At 69.8% G+C, this 14,349-nt stretch carries 15 protein-coding genes; 5 read left to right on the forward strand and 10 right to left on the reverse strand.

The window, feature by feature from the left end; genetic code table 11:
• Window positions 1-103: 103 nt before the first annotated feature.
• Window positions 104-766: an arsenate reductase/protein-tyrosine-phosphatase family protein gene (locus tag AC3WLB_RS13195; protein WP_492506645.1), complete on the reverse strand. Its 663-nt coding sequence runs from the start codon at window positions 764-766 to the stop codon at window positions 104-106.
• A 150-nt stretch (window positions 767-916) separates the two neighbouring features.
• Between AC3WLB_RS13195 and AC3WLB_RS13200 the strand changes: the two genes are divergently transcribed.
• The 3 genes from AC3WLB_RS13200 to AC3WLB_RS13210 are packed head-to-tail and all read left to right on the forward strand — an operon-like array spanning window position 917 to window position 2,971.
• On the forward strand, window positions 917-1,174 hold the full coding sequence (locus tag AC3WLB_RS13200) for a DUF6458 family protein (protein ID WP_022895086.1): 258 nt from the start codon (window positions 917-919) through the stop codon (window positions 1,172-1,174).
• 22 nt (window positions 1,175-1,196) lie between these two features.
• The gene (locus AC3WLB_RS13205; protein WP_492506647.1) at window positions 1,197-2,747 is read left to right on the forward strand and encodes a serine/threonine-protein kinase; all 1,551 of its coding nucleotides are present in this window, start codon (window positions 1,197-1,199) and stop codon (window positions 2,745-2,747) included.
• A gap of 59 nt (window positions 2,748-2,806) precedes the next feature.
• Window positions 2,807-2,971: a hypothetical protein gene (locus AC3WLB_RS13210; RefSeq protein ID WP_022895088.1), complete on the forward strand. Its 165-nt coding sequence runs from the start codon at window positions 2,807-2,809 to the stop codon at window positions 2,969-2,971.
• Window positions 2,972-3,063: 92 nt separating this feature from the next.
• On the opposite strand, the gene argG is transcribed toward AC3WLB_RS13210, so the two are convergent.
• The 5 genes from argG to AC3WLB_RS13235 all read right to left on the reverse strand — a co-directional run bounded on the left by argG (window position 3,064) and on the right by AC3WLB_RS13235 (window position 8,312).
• Complete coding sequence (argG, locus tag AC3WLB_RS13215; RefSeq protein WP_492506650.1) at window positions 3,064-4,491, reverse strand: argininosuccinate synthase; 1,428 nt, start codon at window positions 4,489-4,491, stop codon at window positions 3,064-3,066.
• A 121-nt stretch (window positions 4,492-4,612) separates the two neighbouring features.
• Window positions 4,613-5,656 carry an ABC transporter substrate-binding protein gene (locus AC3WLB_RS13220; protein WP_492506652.1) on the reverse strand — a complete coding sequence of 348 codons (1,044 nt, stop codon included), beginning with the start codon at window positions 5,654-5,656 and terminating at the stop codon, window positions 4,613-4,615.
• A gap of 72 nt (window positions 5,657-5,728) precedes the next feature.
• The gene (locus AC3WLB_RS13225) at window positions 5,729-6,556 is read right to left on the reverse strand and encodes an ABC transporter permease (RefSeq protein ID WP_492506654.1); all 828 of its coding nucleotides are present in this window, start codon (window positions 6,554-6,556) and stop codon (window positions 5,729-5,731) included.
• The gene (locus AC3WLB_RS13230) at window positions 6,553-7,305 is read right to left on the reverse strand and encodes an ABC transporter ATP-binding protein (protein WP_492506656.1); all 753 of its coding nucleotides are present in this window, start codon (window positions 7,303-7,305) and stop codon (window positions 6,553-6,555) included. The genes AC3WLB_RS13225 and AC3WLB_RS13230 overlap by 4 nt, the downstream gene beginning before the upstream one ends.
• Window positions 7,306-7,649: 344 nt before the next feature.
• A complete protein-coding gene (locus tag AC3WLB_RS13235; RefSeq protein ID WP_492506658.1) occupies window positions 7,650-8,312 on the reverse strand; it encodes a GntR family transcriptional regulator in 663 nt (220 codons plus the stop codon).
• A 78-nt stretch (window positions 8,313-8,390) separates the two neighbouring features.
• Between AC3WLB_RS13235 and AC3WLB_RS13240 the strand changes: the two genes are divergently transcribed.
• Together AC3WLB_RS13240 and purL are read left to right on the forward strand one after the other, a co-directional pair.
• Complete coding sequence (locus AC3WLB_RS13240) at window positions 8,391-9,422, forward strand: LLM class flavin-dependent oxidoreductase (RefSeq protein WP_492506660.1); 1,032 nt, start codon at window positions 8,391-8,393, stop codon at window positions 9,420-9,422.
• Window positions 9,423-9,431: 9 nt separating this feature from the next.
• Window positions 9,432-11,726: a phosphoribosylformylglycinamidine synthase subunit PurL gene (gene purL, locus AC3WLB_RS13245; RefSeq protein ID WP_492506662.1), complete on the forward strand. Its 2,295-nt coding sequence runs from the start codon at window positions 9,432-9,434 to the stop codon at window positions 11,724-11,726.
• 46 nt (window positions 11,727-11,772) lie between these two features.
• Here purL and AC3WLB_RS13250 read toward each other — a convergent pair whose 3' ends face one another.
• From AC3WLB_RS13250 to AC3WLB_RS13265, 4 genes are all read right to left on the reverse strand, one after another.
• Window positions 11,773-12,117: a chorismate mutase gene (locus AC3WLB_RS13250; protein ID WP_051047662.1), complete on the reverse strand. Its 345-nt coding sequence runs from the start codon at window positions 12,115-12,117 to the stop codon at window positions 11,773-11,775.
• 9 nt (window positions 12,118-12,126) lie between these two features.
• A complete protein-coding gene (locus tag AC3WLB_RS13255; RefSeq protein ID WP_492506665.1) occupies window positions 12,127-13,101 on the reverse strand; it encodes a DMT family transporter in 975 nt (324 codons plus the stop codon).
• A gap of 104 nt (window positions 13,102-13,205) precedes the next feature.
• Window positions 13,206-13,625 (reverse strand): organic hydroperoxide resistance protein, encoded by a 420-nt coding sequence (locus AC3WLB_RS13260; protein WP_022895476.1) that lies wholly within the window; start codon window positions 13,623-13,625, stop codon window positions 13,206-13,208.
• 76 nt (window positions 13,626-13,701) lie between these two features.
• Window positions 13,702-14,343 (reverse strand): GNAT family N-acetyltransferase, encoded by a 642-nt coding sequence (locus AC3WLB_RS13265; protein WP_492506668.1) that lies wholly within the window; start codon window positions 14,341-14,343, stop codon window positions 13,702-13,704.
• Between the last annotated feature and the right edge of the window lie 6 nt (window positions 14,344-14,349).

Raw genomic sequence — 14,349 nt, forward strand, 5'->3', positions numbered from 1 at the left:
CGACCAGGGTGATCAAGCCGACGATGCCGAGCAGTATCTCCGCCATGGACGTCTCCTGTTCTGTGGATGCGTCAAGGCTATCAAGACCCGCGCATCGCCCCGGTCATCCGTTCGGCAGCAACCGCGCGGTGAGGGCCCGGATGCGCTGGGTGATCATCCGGAACGCCCGCTCGAAGGCTTCGGGCGTGCCGGTGGCCGCCGGATCGGGGATCGACCAGTGCAGGTCGTCACGGCCGGAGAGTTCCTCGTGGGCGCTGTCGCACACCGTGATCACCAAGTCCTGCGCGGTGGCGACGTCGTCGACCTGCCGCGGCAGCCGGTCGTCGATCACGAGTCCGTGCCGGTTCGCCACGGCCACGGCGCCGGGATTGACCGAGGCGGCGGGCCGGATGCCGGCCGATGCCACCGGGATGTCGGTGGTGTCGCGCCAGATCGCCTCCGCGATGCGCGACCGCGCGGAGTTCGCGGTGCAGACGAAGAGCACGCGCTCCGGTGCGGGCACCGTGGCGGCCGCCAGTGAATCGAACGCCTCCGGGAGCAGGTGGATGTAGCTGCGGCGCCGATCCGACTCCGAGCGGGTGCGGGTGAGGATGCGCGCCCGTTCGAGCACGTCGAGGTGGTGCGCCACCAGGTTCGAACGGATGCCCAGCTGCTCCTGGATCTCGGTCGACGACAGGTCGCCGAGGGTGAGGAGATCGACGATGTGCAGACGATGGGGGTCGGACAGCGCGGCGAAGACCGCGGCTCGGCGTTTCAGCTCCGTCATCTCGATCACTTCTCGTTGAGTCAATCGTTCTTGACTCAATCATGGTAGGCATGAACGGAGATGGCATCCCGGGCACGCCGAACACTCAGCTTCGGCCCGGGCCCGTCGGTCGTGCGAACCTCTCGCACGACGCGATCGGAAGGAGATCTCATGGGAATCGGTACGGGCATCGCCCTGTTCGTGATCGGCGCCATCCTGGCGTTCGCGCTCAACATCGACACCGGCGGGTTCGTCGACCTCGCCCTGATCGGCTACATCCTGATGGGCGCGGGCGTGGTCGTCTTCGTCATCAGCCTCGTCTTCCTGCTGCGCCGCCGTCAGACCACGGCGACCACCCGCAGCGCGGTCGACCCCGCCTCGGGCGAGCAGGTCACACGTTCCACGCGCGAGAGCGACCCGCTGGTCTGAGCGACCCGCGAATCATCCCCTCATGACCGACCTTGCACCCGACCTGCCGGTCACCGGCGAGCTCCTCGACGGGCGATACCTGCTCGAGCGCCGAATCGGCGCGGGCGGAATGGGCGTGGTGTACCGGGCACGCGACGAGGCGCTGGGCCGCACCGTGGCCATCAAGCTGTTCCGGCCCGGAGCGGCGGATGCCACGGACACAGCCCACGCCGACCGCGTGCGCAGCGAGACGCGCCTGCTGGCCGCGCTCAATCATCCGTCGCTCGTCACGCTCTTCGATGCGCGGATCGATCCGGTGGCGCCCAGCTATCTGGTCATGGAACTGATCGAGGGGCCGACCCTGCGGGAGCGGCTGACGCAGGGGCCGCTGTCGCCGGCCGATGCGGTCACGCTCACCGGCGACCTCGCGGCCGGCCTGCACGCCGCTCACGCCGCAGGCGTGGTGCACCGCGACATGAAGCCCTCGAACGTCCTGCTGCGGCCCTCGGTTCTGCCGGGTGAACCGTTCCGGGCGACGCTCGCCGACTTCGGCATCGCGTACCTCATCGACTCCACTCGCGTCACCACACCGGGAACGCTCGTCGGCACGGCGGCGTACCTCAGCCCGGAGCAGGTGCGCGGCGCCGAACCCGCTCCGGCGTCGGACGTGTACGCGCTCGGGCTGGTACTGATCGAGGCGCTCACGGGAGAGCGGGCCTACCCGCAGAGCGGCACCGCCGAGTCGGCGCTGGCGCGCCTGCACCACGACCCGGTCGTGCCCCGCGCGTTCGGCTACGAATGGCGGTCGCTCCTCACCGCGATGACCGCACGCGATCCGGATGCCCGGCCCACCGCCCTCGACGTGATCGTCGCCGCGCGCACGCTGTCGACGGCGGCCTCCGAGTCGCTCACCGCGACCGCCGCGCTGCCCCCCACCGCCGCAGTGCCCGTCGTGGCTGCGGGCGGTCCGCCGGCGGCCGGCGAGCCCACCTCCGGCGGCACCGCCGCTGCGGTCGCGGTCCCGTCCAGCTCGAACACCGGCCCGACCGTCGTGATGCCCGCGGGTGCCGGCGCACCGGCCGGCCCCGTCGGTTCTCCCACCGCGGCCACCGTGGCTCTGCCCGCGGGTGCCGGCGCACCCGCCGAACCGGCCATCATCGGTCAGGGCGCGGCCCCGGGCGAGACGCCCCGCCGCGCCTCGCGCCGGCAGCAGGCCGAGCGTCGACGGCGGCTCACGGGATTGCTCGTGGCCGGAGCCGCCACCGTCGTGCTGGGCGCGTCGCTCGTCGCATGGAGCGCGGCGCAGGGTCAGGCGAGCACCCCCAGCGAGCAGCAGGTACAGCCGGCCGTCTCGTCGACCCCCGAACCGGTGGCGACGGACGCGGCCGAGCCCGTCGCCGACACCGGCGCCGAAACGGCCACCGACACCACGACCGGGACGGAGTCCGAGCCGGTCGCACCGGTCGGCACCGGTACCGGTACCGAAGGCAACCCGAATCAGGGTCCCGGCAACAACAACGGCGACAACGGGAAGGCCGACAAGCCCGACAAGCCCGACAAGGGTCCCGGAAACGGGAACAACAAGAACAAGTAGTTGTCCGCCCATCCGGGCGGCGGCGGCTCACCCGAGCCGCACATCAGAAGGAGATCATCATGAACATTCTGCTCATCGTCATCGCGGTCATCGCCGTGATCCTGCTGTTCACGGGCGGATTCGTCTCGTCGCTGAACTTCCTGCTCTGGGTAGGGCTGATCCTGCTCGTCCTCGCCGTGATCGTCTTCATCGTGCGAGCCCTCACCGGCAACCGCCGCGTCTGACCCGACGCCCCACGATCACCCCCTGACGCGGGCGCCACGCACAGTCGTGCCGCGCCCGCGTCAGCCGGTGGCGGCCGCGCGGCCCTGGCGCGTCAGTCGGTGCCGAGGTCGAACGCCGCGGCCTCGTTGGCCGCATCCGTCGCCGCCTCGAGCGACGACTCCGCGGCACCCGCGGTGATCTCCTCGGCAGCGCCCTCTTCGAGCTCGCCCAGCAACTGCGCGGTCGCCCCGCCCACGATGCCCTGACGCGCGTACTGCTCGAGCCGGGTGCGGCTGTCGGCGATGTCGAGGTTGCGCATCGTAAGTTGCCCGATGCGGTCGAGCGGCCCGAACGCAGCGTCACCCACGCGCTCCATCGAGAGCTTGTCGGGGTGGTAGCTGAGCGACGGACCTTCGGTGTTCAGCAGCGAGTAGTCGTCTCCGCGGCGCAGCTTCAGCGTCACCGTGCCGGTGACCGCCGAGCCCACCCAGCGCTGGATGGATTCGCGCAGCATCAGCGACTGCGGGTCGAGCCAGCGGCCCTCGTACATCAGGCGGCCCAGGCGGCGGCCCTCCTGGTGATAGTTCGCGACCGTGTCCTCGTTGTGGATGGCGTTCAGCAGCCGCTCGTAGGCGATGTGCAGCAGCGCCATGCCCGGTGCCTCGTAGATGCCGCGCGACTTGGCCTCGATGATGCGGTTCTCGATCTGGTCGCTCATGCCCAGGCCGTGCCGGCCGCCGATGGCGTTCGCCTCGAGAACGAGAGCGACGGCATCCGTGTACTCCGTGCCGTTGAGCGCGACCGGGCGGCCCGCCTCGAACGTGACACTGACCACCTCGGACTCGATCGCCACGTCGTCGCGCCAGAACGGCACACCCATGATGGGTTCCACGATCTCGACCCCGGTGTCGAGGTGCTCGAGCGTCTTGGCCTCGTGCGTGGCACCCCAGATGTTGGCGTCGGTGGAGTAGGCCTTCTCGGCCGAGGCGCGGTAGGGGAAGCCGCGCGCCACGAGCCATTCGCTCATCTCGGTGCGGCCGCCGAGCTCGGTCACGAACGCCTCGTCGAGCCAGGGCTTGTAGATGCGCAGCCGCGGGTTGGCAAGGAGGCCGTAGCGGTAGAACCGCTCGATGTCGTTCCCCTTGTAGGTGGAGCCGTCGCCCCAGATCTCGACGTCGTCCTCTTTCATCGCGCGCACGAGCAGCGTGCCGGTGACCGCGCGGCCGAGCGGCGTGGTGTTGAAGTAGGTCTTGCCCGCCGAACGGATGTGGAACGCACCGCACGCGAGCGCCACCAGCCCCTCTTCGACCAGCGGGGCACGGCAGTCGACCAGGCGCGCGATCTCGGCGCCGTACTCGCCGGCGCGGCCCGGTACGGCTTCGACGTCGGGCTCGTCCGGCTGCCCCAGGTCGGCCGTGTAGGTGCACGGCACGGCACCCTTCTCGCGCATCCAGGCGACGGCGACGGAGGTGTCGAGACCCCCGGAGAACGCGATGCCGACGCGCTCGCCGACGGGGAGGGACGTGAGGACCTTGGACATGGGTTCCAGCGTATCGAACCCGCGGCAGCCCGGCGGACGAGGAGCCCGGCGGACGCCTGAGCGGGCGCGACGCCGAGGGGGCGGGCGGTGTCAGCACCGGCCGCCCCCTCAGCGCATCCGCTCAGTCGGCGGTGTCGGCCGTCACGAACTGCGGGTCCTGCACGTCGCTGACCGCCGGCTCGTTCTCGATGACCTTCTGGTCGAACAGCAGATCGATCGTCTTCTGCCAGGTCTCGTCGTTCATCGTGCCGAGGCCGTCGGCCTCGGTGTCGGCGCTGGTGAAGGTGTTGTCGATGTCGGCCTGGATCTGCTCGGTGTAGAGCTCTTCGTTGCCCGCGAGCTGCGGGTCGGAGGCGGCGAGGATGCCCGCGGCCTCCTCCGGGTTGTCGATCGTGTACTTCAGGCCCTTGAGGTAGGCGTTGGTGAAGCGTTGCACCAGGTCGGGGTTCTCGGCGATCATCGTGTCGCTCGTGAAGACGCCGGTGCCGTAGGTGTCGTAGCCCCAGTCGGAGCCCATCAGGATGCTCAGCTTGCCGGCGGCCTCCTGCAGGATCGGCACCTCCGCGTCGGTGTAGCACGGCACGGTGTCGACCTGGTCGGTCACGAGATAGCTCTCGTAGGGCGGGCTCACCGACAGCTCGGTGAGCTCGCTCGCGTCGATGCCGTTCGCGGCGAGCAGCGCCTTGTAGAAGACATAGGTCGAGCCGGATGCCTGCACACCGACCGAGAGCCCGCGGAGGTCGTCGGGGCTGTCCAGCGTGAAGCGGTCGGCCTTCGTGCACATGGCCAGCGGAGAGGTCTGGTTGGTGGCTGCGAGCGCCTTCACCGGCACGCCCTGCGAGCGGGCGACGACGAGGGTCGGCAGGTCGGCGACACCGAAGTCGCCCTGACCCTGGCCCACCAGTCGCAGGGTGTCGCCCGAGCCCGAGCCGGTGAGGATGTCGTCCACGACGATGCCCTCGTCGGCGAAGAAGCCCTTCTCGTCGGCGACGAAGAGGGGCGCGTGCAGGCCGCGCGGCTGGTAGTCGAGCTGGATGGTGATGTGGTCGGCATCGGCGGGAGCGCTCGACGACGCATCCGTCCCGCCGTTCGACGAACAGGCGGCGAGGCCCGCGATCATGGTGCCGGCAGCGACCACGGCCGCTGTTCGGGTGAATCGTGACATGGGTGTGTTCCTCCGGTGTGATGGGGCGGATGAGGGATGGTGCGCAGCACGGCGGGAACGCCGCACCGAATGTCAGACCTCGGCGAGCGCGAGGTGCGGGAAACGGCGGCGGAACAGGTACTCCACCAGACCGACGAGGTAGTAGAGAACGAGCCCGAGCACCGACACGAAGATGAGCGCGGCGAACATCTGGGCCGTGTCGAGCTGGGTCGACGCGAATTGGATCTGATGGCCGAGGCCGTTCTGCGACCCGGCGAACTCGGCGACGACGGCGCCGATGACCGCCAGCGTGATGGCGATGCGGAGCCCCGCGAACAGGTAGGGCAGCGAGGTGGGCACCTGGATGCGGCCGAGGATCTCGTTCTTGCTCGAGCCCACGGAGTTCATCAGCAGCAGCAGGTCTTCATCGGTGCGCCGGAGCCCGAGCACCATGTTGAGGGTGATCGGGAAGAACGCGATCACGACGATCAGCACGAGCTTCGGCGTCATCGAGTAGCCGAACCAGAGGATGAAGATGGGGGCGAGCGCGACCTTCGGCACCACCTGGAACAGCACGATCAGGGGGTAGAACGCCCGATCGAGGAAGCGGAAGCGCACCACGGCCAGCGCGATCGCGACGCCCACGACGATGCTGATGAGGAAGCCGTAGACCACCTCCTGCGTGGTGACCCAGGTGTTCATGAGGAGCAGTTGCCAGTTCGAGACGATCTCGGCGGCGATCTGACTCGGAGTCGCGATGATGTAGCTCGAGACGTGGAAGACGTCGACCGCGAGCTCCCAGCCCACCACCACGACCACGGCGACGAGCAGCGGCGGCCACACCTTCGCCCAGCGCAGGCGCCACGACGAGCCGGCCGGGGCCGGCGAGGGCATGGTGCGGGTCTGGATGGCGGCGCTCATGAACCGACCACCGCCTCCTGGGGCACGACCAGCTGTTCGCGCAGCCGGGTCGAGTAGTTCGTGAACTCGGCGCTGTCGAGCAGGTCGGCGCGGCGCGGGCGGTCGATCTCGATGCCCACGCGATCGACGATGCGGCCCGGGTTCACACCCATGACGTTCACGGTGTCGGAGAGGAAGACGGCCTCGCCGATCGAGTGGGTGACGAAGACGATGGTCTTGCCGGTGGCGGCCCAGATCGAGGCCAGCGTCTCGTTCATCGAATCGCGGGTGATGGCATCCAGGGCGCCGAACGGCTCGTCCATCAAGAGGATGGCGGGGTCCATCGCGAGCGCCCGGGCGATCGAGACGCGTTGGGCCATACCGCCGGAGAGCTGGTGCGGGTAGCGGTCGGCCGCGTGCGCGAGGCCGACCAGCTCGAGCGCATGCTCCGTGGCGTCGCGACCCTGGGAGCGCGGTGCACCCTTGTCCTTGCCGGCGATCGCTCGCAGCATCGCCACGTTCTCCCGCGCCGTCTTCCACGGCACGAGGGCCGGCCGCTGCAGCACGAGCCCGATCTGCTTCGTCGCCACCGCCTCACGGGCAGGAGCGTCACCGATGCGCACCTCGCCGGTGGTGGGGGCGAGGATGCCGCCCAGAATCTTGAGCAGCGTGCTCTTGCCACAGCCCGACGGGCCGAGCAGCGTCACGAAACTCCCCGCCGGAACGTCGATGTCGAGCTGGTCGAGCACCACCGTCCGGCCGAAGGCCATTCCGATCCCGCGCGCTGAAATACCTGAAACAGCCATTGTTCACCCCGAACAAATTCTTATATCGTGAGGATGCTTTATCGCTCACAGATAGAATGCCGGTTCAAAGCGACCGGCACAAGCGTTTCGATGAGATTTAGCACCGCTGAAACATGGCCGAAACCTCCCCCGGTCGGGGGGCGAGCACCTGACGCGCCGGTCTCACGACCCCGGCGTCCTACTCGCTCTATGCGGTGACCGCCGTGCCCGACGGCTACACCGCCGCGGGAGCCAAGGTGAGCGCCGGCGTGGTGAATTCGAACGCGAGCTGCACCGCGAGCTGATCGGGCCGGTCAGCGCTGGGAGGGTCAGTGCTGCGCAGGATCGTCGGCGATCGCGGCGGCGAGACGCTCGCTGGCGCGGCCCAGGTGGCCGCGCAGGCGCTCCACGGCCTCCTCGGCGTCGCCGGCCGCGATCGACTCCAGGATCTGCTGGTGCTCGGCGGCGATCTGGCCCACTCCGAGCAGGCTCCGGCCTTGCACCTGGGCCATGCAGAGCCGCACCTCGTCGACGAGTGAGCGGTACATCCGCTCGAGTCGCGGGCTGCCGACGGCGTGCACGAGCGCTGCATGGAAGCGCATGTCGGGCTCGACCGACTCGAGCGCAGGGCCGGCGCCGGATGCCCGCACGCCCTCGTTCGCGTCCACCGCCGTCCCGGGCACCCGACGCTCGGCCGCCAGCTCGCGGATGGCTTCGCCCTCCAGGCGCAACCGGGTGCGGTAGATGTCGCGCACGTCGGCCGGGCCGAGCTCAGGCACCCGGGCGGTCTTGTGGGTGCCGCGCTGCAGCAGCCCCTCGGCCACGAGCTTCTCGACGGCGGCCTTCCCGGTCGACCGCGAGATGCCGTACTCGGTCGCGATCAGCACCTCGGTGAGGGCGGTGCCGCCCGCCAGCTCCCCCGCGAACAGGCGGCGCCGGAGGTCGTCGCCCACCGCGTCGACCACCGAGACGGCGCTGACTTCGCGGACCATCCTGCCCCTCCCGGTGTTCGTCGGCGGTGCCCCAGTCTACTGAGCCGAGTTACCCGGGTGATCGGCTAGCGTCGGAGGATGCCGCACCCCGGAGAACCCCTGACCAGCCTCGGCTTCCTCACCATCGGCCTGTTCGACCCCGCCGATCCCGCCGCCGGTCACGAGAGCACCCTGCGCATCATCGAACTCGGTGAGCGCCTCGGCTTCGACAGCGCGTGGCTGCGCCACCGGCACCTGCAGTACGGCATCTCGTCCCCGATCGCGATGCTGGCCGCCGCCTCGCAGCGCACCGACCGCATCCGCCTCGGCACCGCCGTTACCCCCATCGGCGCCGAGAACCCGTTCCGCCTCGCCGAAGACCTCGCCACCGTCGACCTGCTCGCGCATGGCCGCATCGAGCCGGGCTTCTCGGCCGGGCCGCCGATGAACATCGACCGCTACCGCGACGCCCTCTACCCGACCACCTTCGAGCTGGAGGACTTCGACTACGGCCGCCTGCTGCGCTTCCGTGACTACGTGCGAGGCGATGTCGTGTCGGACTTCGCGGGCACCCAGGGCATCGAGGTGTTCGCCGACACGGTGCAGCCACACTCCGCGGGTCTCGCCGAGCGGCTCTGGTACGGCGGCGGCAGCACCCGGTCGGCGGAGTGGGCGGGTGCGAACGGCTTCCACTTCCTCACCTCGAGCGTCGTGCAGGGCGAACTCGGCGACGACTTCGCCGAGAACCAGGTGCACCAGATTCGTGCCTACCGCGAGGCATGGCGCGCCGCGCATCCGTCGGCCGCACCGGGACGCGTCTCGCAGGGGCTCGTCGTCATCCCCACCGACTCGGCGAACGCGTCGCAGAGGGCGAAGTACGCCGCGTACGCGGAGAGCCGGGCCGCCCGGGTGGGTGTGCCGCAGGGGCCGAAGCGGATGCTCTTCGCCGCCGATCTCGTCGGCACCTCCGCCGAGATCGCCGAACTGCTGTACGCGGATGCGGCGTTCCGCGAGATCGACGAGGTGGCGTTCGCGCTCCCGTTCTCGTTCGAGGAGGCCGACTACGAGCAGATCCTGCACGACCTCGCGGAGCACCTCGGGCCCGACCTGGGGTGGCGTGCGGCCCGGTAGAATCGGCGGGTGAGCAACGCCGATACCGTCGAGAACGCCATCGCGACCCCCGAGCGGGAACAGCCCTATGAGGCCCTCGGCCTGAAAGCCGACGAGTACGCGAAGATCCGCGAGATCCTCGGCCGCCGCCCCACTTCGGGCGAGCTGGCGATGTACTCGGTGATGTGGAGCGAGCACTGCTCGTACAAGTCGTCGAAGATCTACCTGCGACAGTTCGGCCAGAAGGTGTCGCCGGCCATGAAGAAGAACCTCATGGTGGGCATGGGCGAGAACGCCGGCGTGGTGGACGTGGGCGAGGGCTGGGCGGTGACCTTCAAGGTCGAGAGCCACAACCACCCCTCCTACATCGAGCCGTTCCAGGGTGCGGCGACCGGCGTCGGCGGCATCGTGCGCGACATCATCTCGATGGGCGCGCGCCCGGTCGCGGTGATGGACCAGCTGCGCTTCGGCGACATCGCCGAGGCCGACACTGCCCGCGTGGTGCACGGCGTCACGAGCGGCATCTCGTTCTACGGCAACTGCCTGGGGCTGCCGAACATCGGCGGCGAGACGTACTTCGACCCGGTGTACCAGGGCAACCCGCTCGTCAACGCACTGTCGGTGGGGGTGCTGCGGCACGAAGACCTGCACCTCGCCAATGCGCGTGGCGTGGGCAACAAGGTGGTGCTCTTCGGGGCGCGCACCGGCGGCGACGGCATCGGCGGCGCATCCATTCTCGCCTCCGACACCTTCTCGGCCGGTGGGCCGACCAAGCGGCCCGCCGTGCAGGTCGGCGACCCGTTCGCCGAGAAGGTGCTCATCGAGTGCTGCCTCGAACTGTTCGCGGGTGAGCTGGTGGAGGGTATTCAGGACCTCGGGGCCGCCGGCATCTCGTGCGCCACCTCGGAGCTCGCGTCGAACGGCGACGGCGGCATGTTCATCGAGCTCGACAAGGTGCTACTGCGCGACCCCACGCTCACGGCGGAGGAGATCCTGATGTCGGAGAGCCAGGAGCGCATGATGGCCGTGGTCAAGCCCGAGAAGCTCGAAGGCTTCCTCGCGGTCACGGCCAAGTGGGACGTCGAGACGAGCGTCCTGGGCGAGGTCACCGACACCGGGCGCCTCGTCATCAACTGGCACGGCGAGGAGATCGTCAACGTCGAGCCCCGCACGGTGGCGGTCGACGGACCGGTCTACGAGCGGCCCGTCGCCTACCCCTCGTGGCTCGACGAGCTGCAGGCGTCGTCGGCCTCGCCGCTGCCCCGCTCGGCTTCGGGCGCAGAGCTGCGCGACGAGTTCCTGCGAGTGGTCGGTTCGCCGAACCTGGCGTCGAAGGAGTGGATCACCAACCAGTACGACCGGTACGTCATGGGCAACACCGCCCTGTCGTTCCCGGACGACGGCGGGATGATCCGGGTCGACGAGGAGTCGGGGCTCGGTTTCGCGCTCGCCTCCGACGCGAACGGCCGGTACTGCCAGCTCGACCCCTACCGGGGCGCGCAGCTCGCGCTGGCCGAGGCGTTCCGCAACGTCGCCGTCACCGGTGCGACGCCGGTCGCGGTCTCCGACTGCCTCAACTTCGGCAGCCCCGAGAACCCCGAGGTGATGTGGCAGTTCTCGCAGGCCGTCGAAGGGCTCGCCGACGGCTGCCTCGAGCTCGAGATCCCCGTCACGGGCGGCAACGTCTCGTTCTACAACCAGACCGGATCGCAGCCCATCCACCCCACCCCGGTCGTCGCAGTGCTCGGTGTCATCGACGACGTGGCGCGGCGCATCCCGTCGGGCTGGCAGGACGAGGGGTCGAACCTCTACCTCCTCGGCGTCACCCGCTCCGAGCTCGACGGCTCGGCCTGGGCCGGTGTGGTGCACGACCACCTCGGCGGCCGCCCGCCGCTCGTGTCCTTCGAGTCCGAGCAGGCGTTGGCGGGCCTCCTCCGCGCCGCCGCGCTCGAGGGGCTGATCGACTCGGCGCACGACCTCTCCGACGGCGGGCTCGCGCAGACCCTCACCGAGTCGGTGCTGCGGTTCGGTATCGGGGCGCGGGTGTGGCTCGACGAGATCATCTCGCGGGACGGCGTGAGCGCATCCGATGCCCTGTTCAGCGAGTCGACCGCGCGGGTGCTCGTGGCGGTGCCGCGGGAGGACGACGTGAAGTTCCGGGGCCTGTGCGAGGGCCGCGGCGTGCCCGCGCTCCGCATCGGGGTGACCGACGCCGAGTCCGGCAGCCTCGAGGTGCAGGGCCTGTTCGAGGTGCCGCTCGCGGAGCTCGCCGGCACCCACCGCGCCGCCCTGCCGGCGGCCTTCGGCCCCGTCGTCGGCGGCTGACCCGGCGCGCGTCCCGGACTTCGCCAAACGAAACGGATGCGGCCGGTTACTCGGAGTCGGCGTCGGCGGCGATGCGCTCGTGGTGGTGGATGACCTCCGCCACGATGAAGTTGAGGAACTTCTCCGCGAAGGCGGGGTCGAGGTGCGACTCCACGGCGAGCGCCCGCAGCCGGGTGATCTGCCGCGCTTCACGGTCGAGGTCGGCCGCGGGCAGGCCGTGTTCGGCCTTCAGCCGGCCCACCGTCTGGGTGAACTTGAAGCGCTCGGCCAGCATGTGGATGAGCGCCGCATCGATGTTGTCGATCGATTGACGGATGCTGTTCAGCCGGGCGTAGACGTCCGCCGAGCTGTCGAAACCACCCGTGGACACCGTTGAATCCGCATTCGCCATGCCATAACTCTAGCCAGCCGGGCTGACCTCGCCCTGCGCATCCGCTTTTCGGCGCAGTCGGAGCCGCCCCTGTGCGAAGAGGATGCCGACGAACACGAGCGCCGCCCCGACCGGCGCGTTCCAGGTGAGCTGCTCACCGAGCAGCAGGATGCCGAGCGCGACGCCGACCACCGGGGTGAGGTAGGTGACGGTCGACGTCGCCGTCGGCCCCCAGGCGTTCAGCACGTTCATGTACCAGTAGTAGGCGACACCGGTGCCGGCGATGCCGAGGGTGAGGAGGCTCGCGACGATCGGCAGGTCGAGCGCGATGGGCCCGACCGCGACGAACGGCGTCAGCACGAGCAGCACGACGGCTCCCATGCCCACCTGGAGGAACGCCGCGCTGAGCCCGGTGACCGGGTAGCGGCCCGTGATGAAGCGGCGGATGTAGCCGAAGGTGAAGCCGTAGCAGACCGCCGAGCCGAGGCAGGCGAGCTGGCCCGCGAGCTCGAGCACGAGGTCGCCGTGCGCGGCGTCGCTCGGCGCGAACGACCACGGGCCGATAATGACCACCACACCGAGGATGCCCGCCACCACGCCGAGCACCCGCGACCGGTCGAGCCGCTCCACGCGGAATGCCAGCGCCACCATGAGCGCGGTGGTGATGGGGGTGACGGCGTTGTAGATGCTGGCGAGCCCGGAGGTGACGTACTGCTCGGCCCAGGCGAACAGGAGGAACGGGATGGCGCAGCCGAACGCGCCGATGACCACGAAGTGCAGGTACACGGCGCGCTGCCGGGGCAGCCGGGTGCGCGTGACGAGGAGGAGCAGGGCGAGGGTGACGGCGCCGAGCGCCAGTCGCGCCCACGCGACCTGGCCGAACGAGACCCCGCCGAGGGCGACCTTCATGAAGAGGAAGCTCGACCCCCAGATGAGCCCGAGCGCTCCGAACTGCAGGGCGACGAGGGCTCGGCCGCGAGCGGGGATGGTGCGGGGTTGGGTCACCTCGCGACCTTATCGCGCGGCACCGACATCAGCGCGAGCGCGGGCGCTCGTTCAACCGGGTTGGCAGTCGAGCGCCCGCGATTGGCAGAAAGGGACGCCTGCGACTACTCGACGATGGTGAGGTCGACGTCGATGTTGCCGCGCGTCGCGTTGGAGTAGGGGCAGATGGTGTGCGCCTTCTCCGCGATCTCACGCGACTGCTCCGGCGTCACGTTGGGCACGTAGACGTCGAGTTCCACGGCCAGACCGAAGCCGCCCGCGTCGTTCTTGCCGATGGAGACGCTGGCCGAGACGGCCGCATCCGTGGTGTCGAGCTTCAGCTCGCGGCCGGCCGCGTGCACCGCGCCGAGGAAGCACGCCGAGTACCCGGCGGCGAAGAGCTGCTCGGGGTTCGTGCCTTCGCCGGAGCCACCCATCTCCTTGGGCGGGCGGGTGTCGAAGTCGAGGCGGTCGTCTTCGCTGCGGACGTGTCCATCGCGGCCACCGCCGGAGGCGTGGGCGATTGCGGTGTAGAGAGCTTCCATAGGGCTAGTTCACCATCAATCGAACGATTCGGCCAAAATCCGGATGCGTGTTCTCGGCGACCTCTCGGAAGGTTCGTCAGGAGTTCGCGAATTCCACAGGGCGGGCACCCCCTTGGTTGTCCACACGTTCACGCAGCGCGGCCCGAACGGCCGGCCATTCGTCGATGATGATCGAGAACACGGCGGAATCGCGCCAGGTGCCATCGGCTCGGGGCATGTCCCGGCGCACGATGCCCTCGAAGGTTGCGCCGAGTTTGGCGATCGCCGCGCGCGAGCGCGCGTTGATGACGTCGGCCTGGATCTTCACGCGGCCGAAGCCGTTGTCGAAGGCCAGACCGAGAAGGAGGAGTTTTGCTTCAGGATTCACCACCGTGCCCCAGACCCGGGGGTCGTACGCCGTCCAGCCGATGTGGGCCGCTTCCCGCCGCGTGTCCAGGTCGCCGAGGGTCGTCGTGCCCACCAGGGTTCCGTCATCACGGCCGCCGACGAGGCGGATGACGTAGGCGTTGCCGCCCTGCCACTGGTAGTAGGTCTCGGCCCACGCGACGAACCCGTCGACGGTGTCGCGGTAACCCGCCGGGCCGCCGCCGTAGCCGCCGGCGAACACCTCGGGGTGGCCGATCGCCGCGTGGAGCTCGGGGAGGAGCTCGCGCGTGAGCGGTTCGAGTCGGATGTAGCGGCCCTGAACAGGGGCGTGCTCGGGGCTGATGGCGGCCATGCCACC

The organism is Herbiconiux sp. FW305-C-125, from assembly GCF_058783455.1.

Excerpts from the sequence above, each read along its gene's own strand:
- AC3WLB_RS13195 (WP_492506645.1), bottom strand. The coding sequence starts at position 766 with ATGACGGAGCTGAAACGCCGAGCCGCGGTCTTCGCCGCGCTGTCCGAC.
- AC3WLB_RS13200 (WP_022895086.1), top strand. The coding sequence starts at position 917 with ATGGGAATCGGTACGGGCATCGCCCTGTTCGTGATCGGCGCCATCCTG.
- AC3WLB_RS13205 (WP_492506647.1), top strand. The coding sequence starts at position 1,197 with ATGACCGACCTTGCACCCGACCTGCCGGTCACCGGCGAGCTCCTCGAC.
- AC3WLB_RS13210 (WP_022895088.1), top strand. The coding sequence starts at position 2,807 with ATGAACATTCTGCTCATCGTCATCGCGGTCATCGCCGTGATCCTGCTG.
- argG (WP_492506650.1), bottom strand. The coding sequence starts at position 4,491 with ATGTCCAAGGTCCTCACGTCCCTCCCCGTCGGCGAGCGCGTCGGCATC.
- AC3WLB_RS13220 (WP_492506652.1), bottom strand. The coding sequence starts at position 5,656 with ATGTCACGATTCACCCGAACAGCGGCCGTGGTCGCTGCCGGCACCATG.
- AC3WLB_RS13225 (WP_492506654.1), bottom strand. The coding sequence starts at position 6,556 with ATGAGCGCCGCCATCCAGACCCGCACCATGCCCTCGCCGGCCCCGGCC.
- AC3WLB_RS13230 (WP_492506656.1), bottom strand. The coding sequence starts at position 7,305 with ATGGCCTTCGGCCGGACGGTGGTGCTCGACCAGCTCGACATCGACGTT.
- AC3WLB_RS13235 (WP_492506658.1), bottom strand. The coding sequence starts at position 8,312 with ATGGTCCGCGAAGTCAGCGCCGTCTCGGTGGTCGACGCGGTGGGCGAC.
- AC3WLB_RS13240 (WP_492506660.1), top strand. The coding sequence starts at position 8,391 with ATGCCGCACCCCGGAGAACCCCTGACCAGCCTCGGCTTCCTCACCATC.
- AC3WLB_RS13250 (WP_051047662.1), bottom strand. The coding sequence starts at position 12,117 with ATGGCGAATGCGGATTCAACGGTGTCCACGGGTGGTTTCGACAGCTCG.
- AC3WLB_RS13260 (WP_022895476.1), bottom strand. The coding sequence starts at position 13,625 with ATGGAAGCTCTCTACACCGCAATCGCCCACGCCTCCGGCGGTGGCCGC.
- AC3WLB_RS13265 (WP_492506668.1), bottom strand. The coding sequence starts at position 14,343 with ATGGCCGCCATCAGCCCCGAGCACGCCCCTGTTCAGGGCCGCTACATC.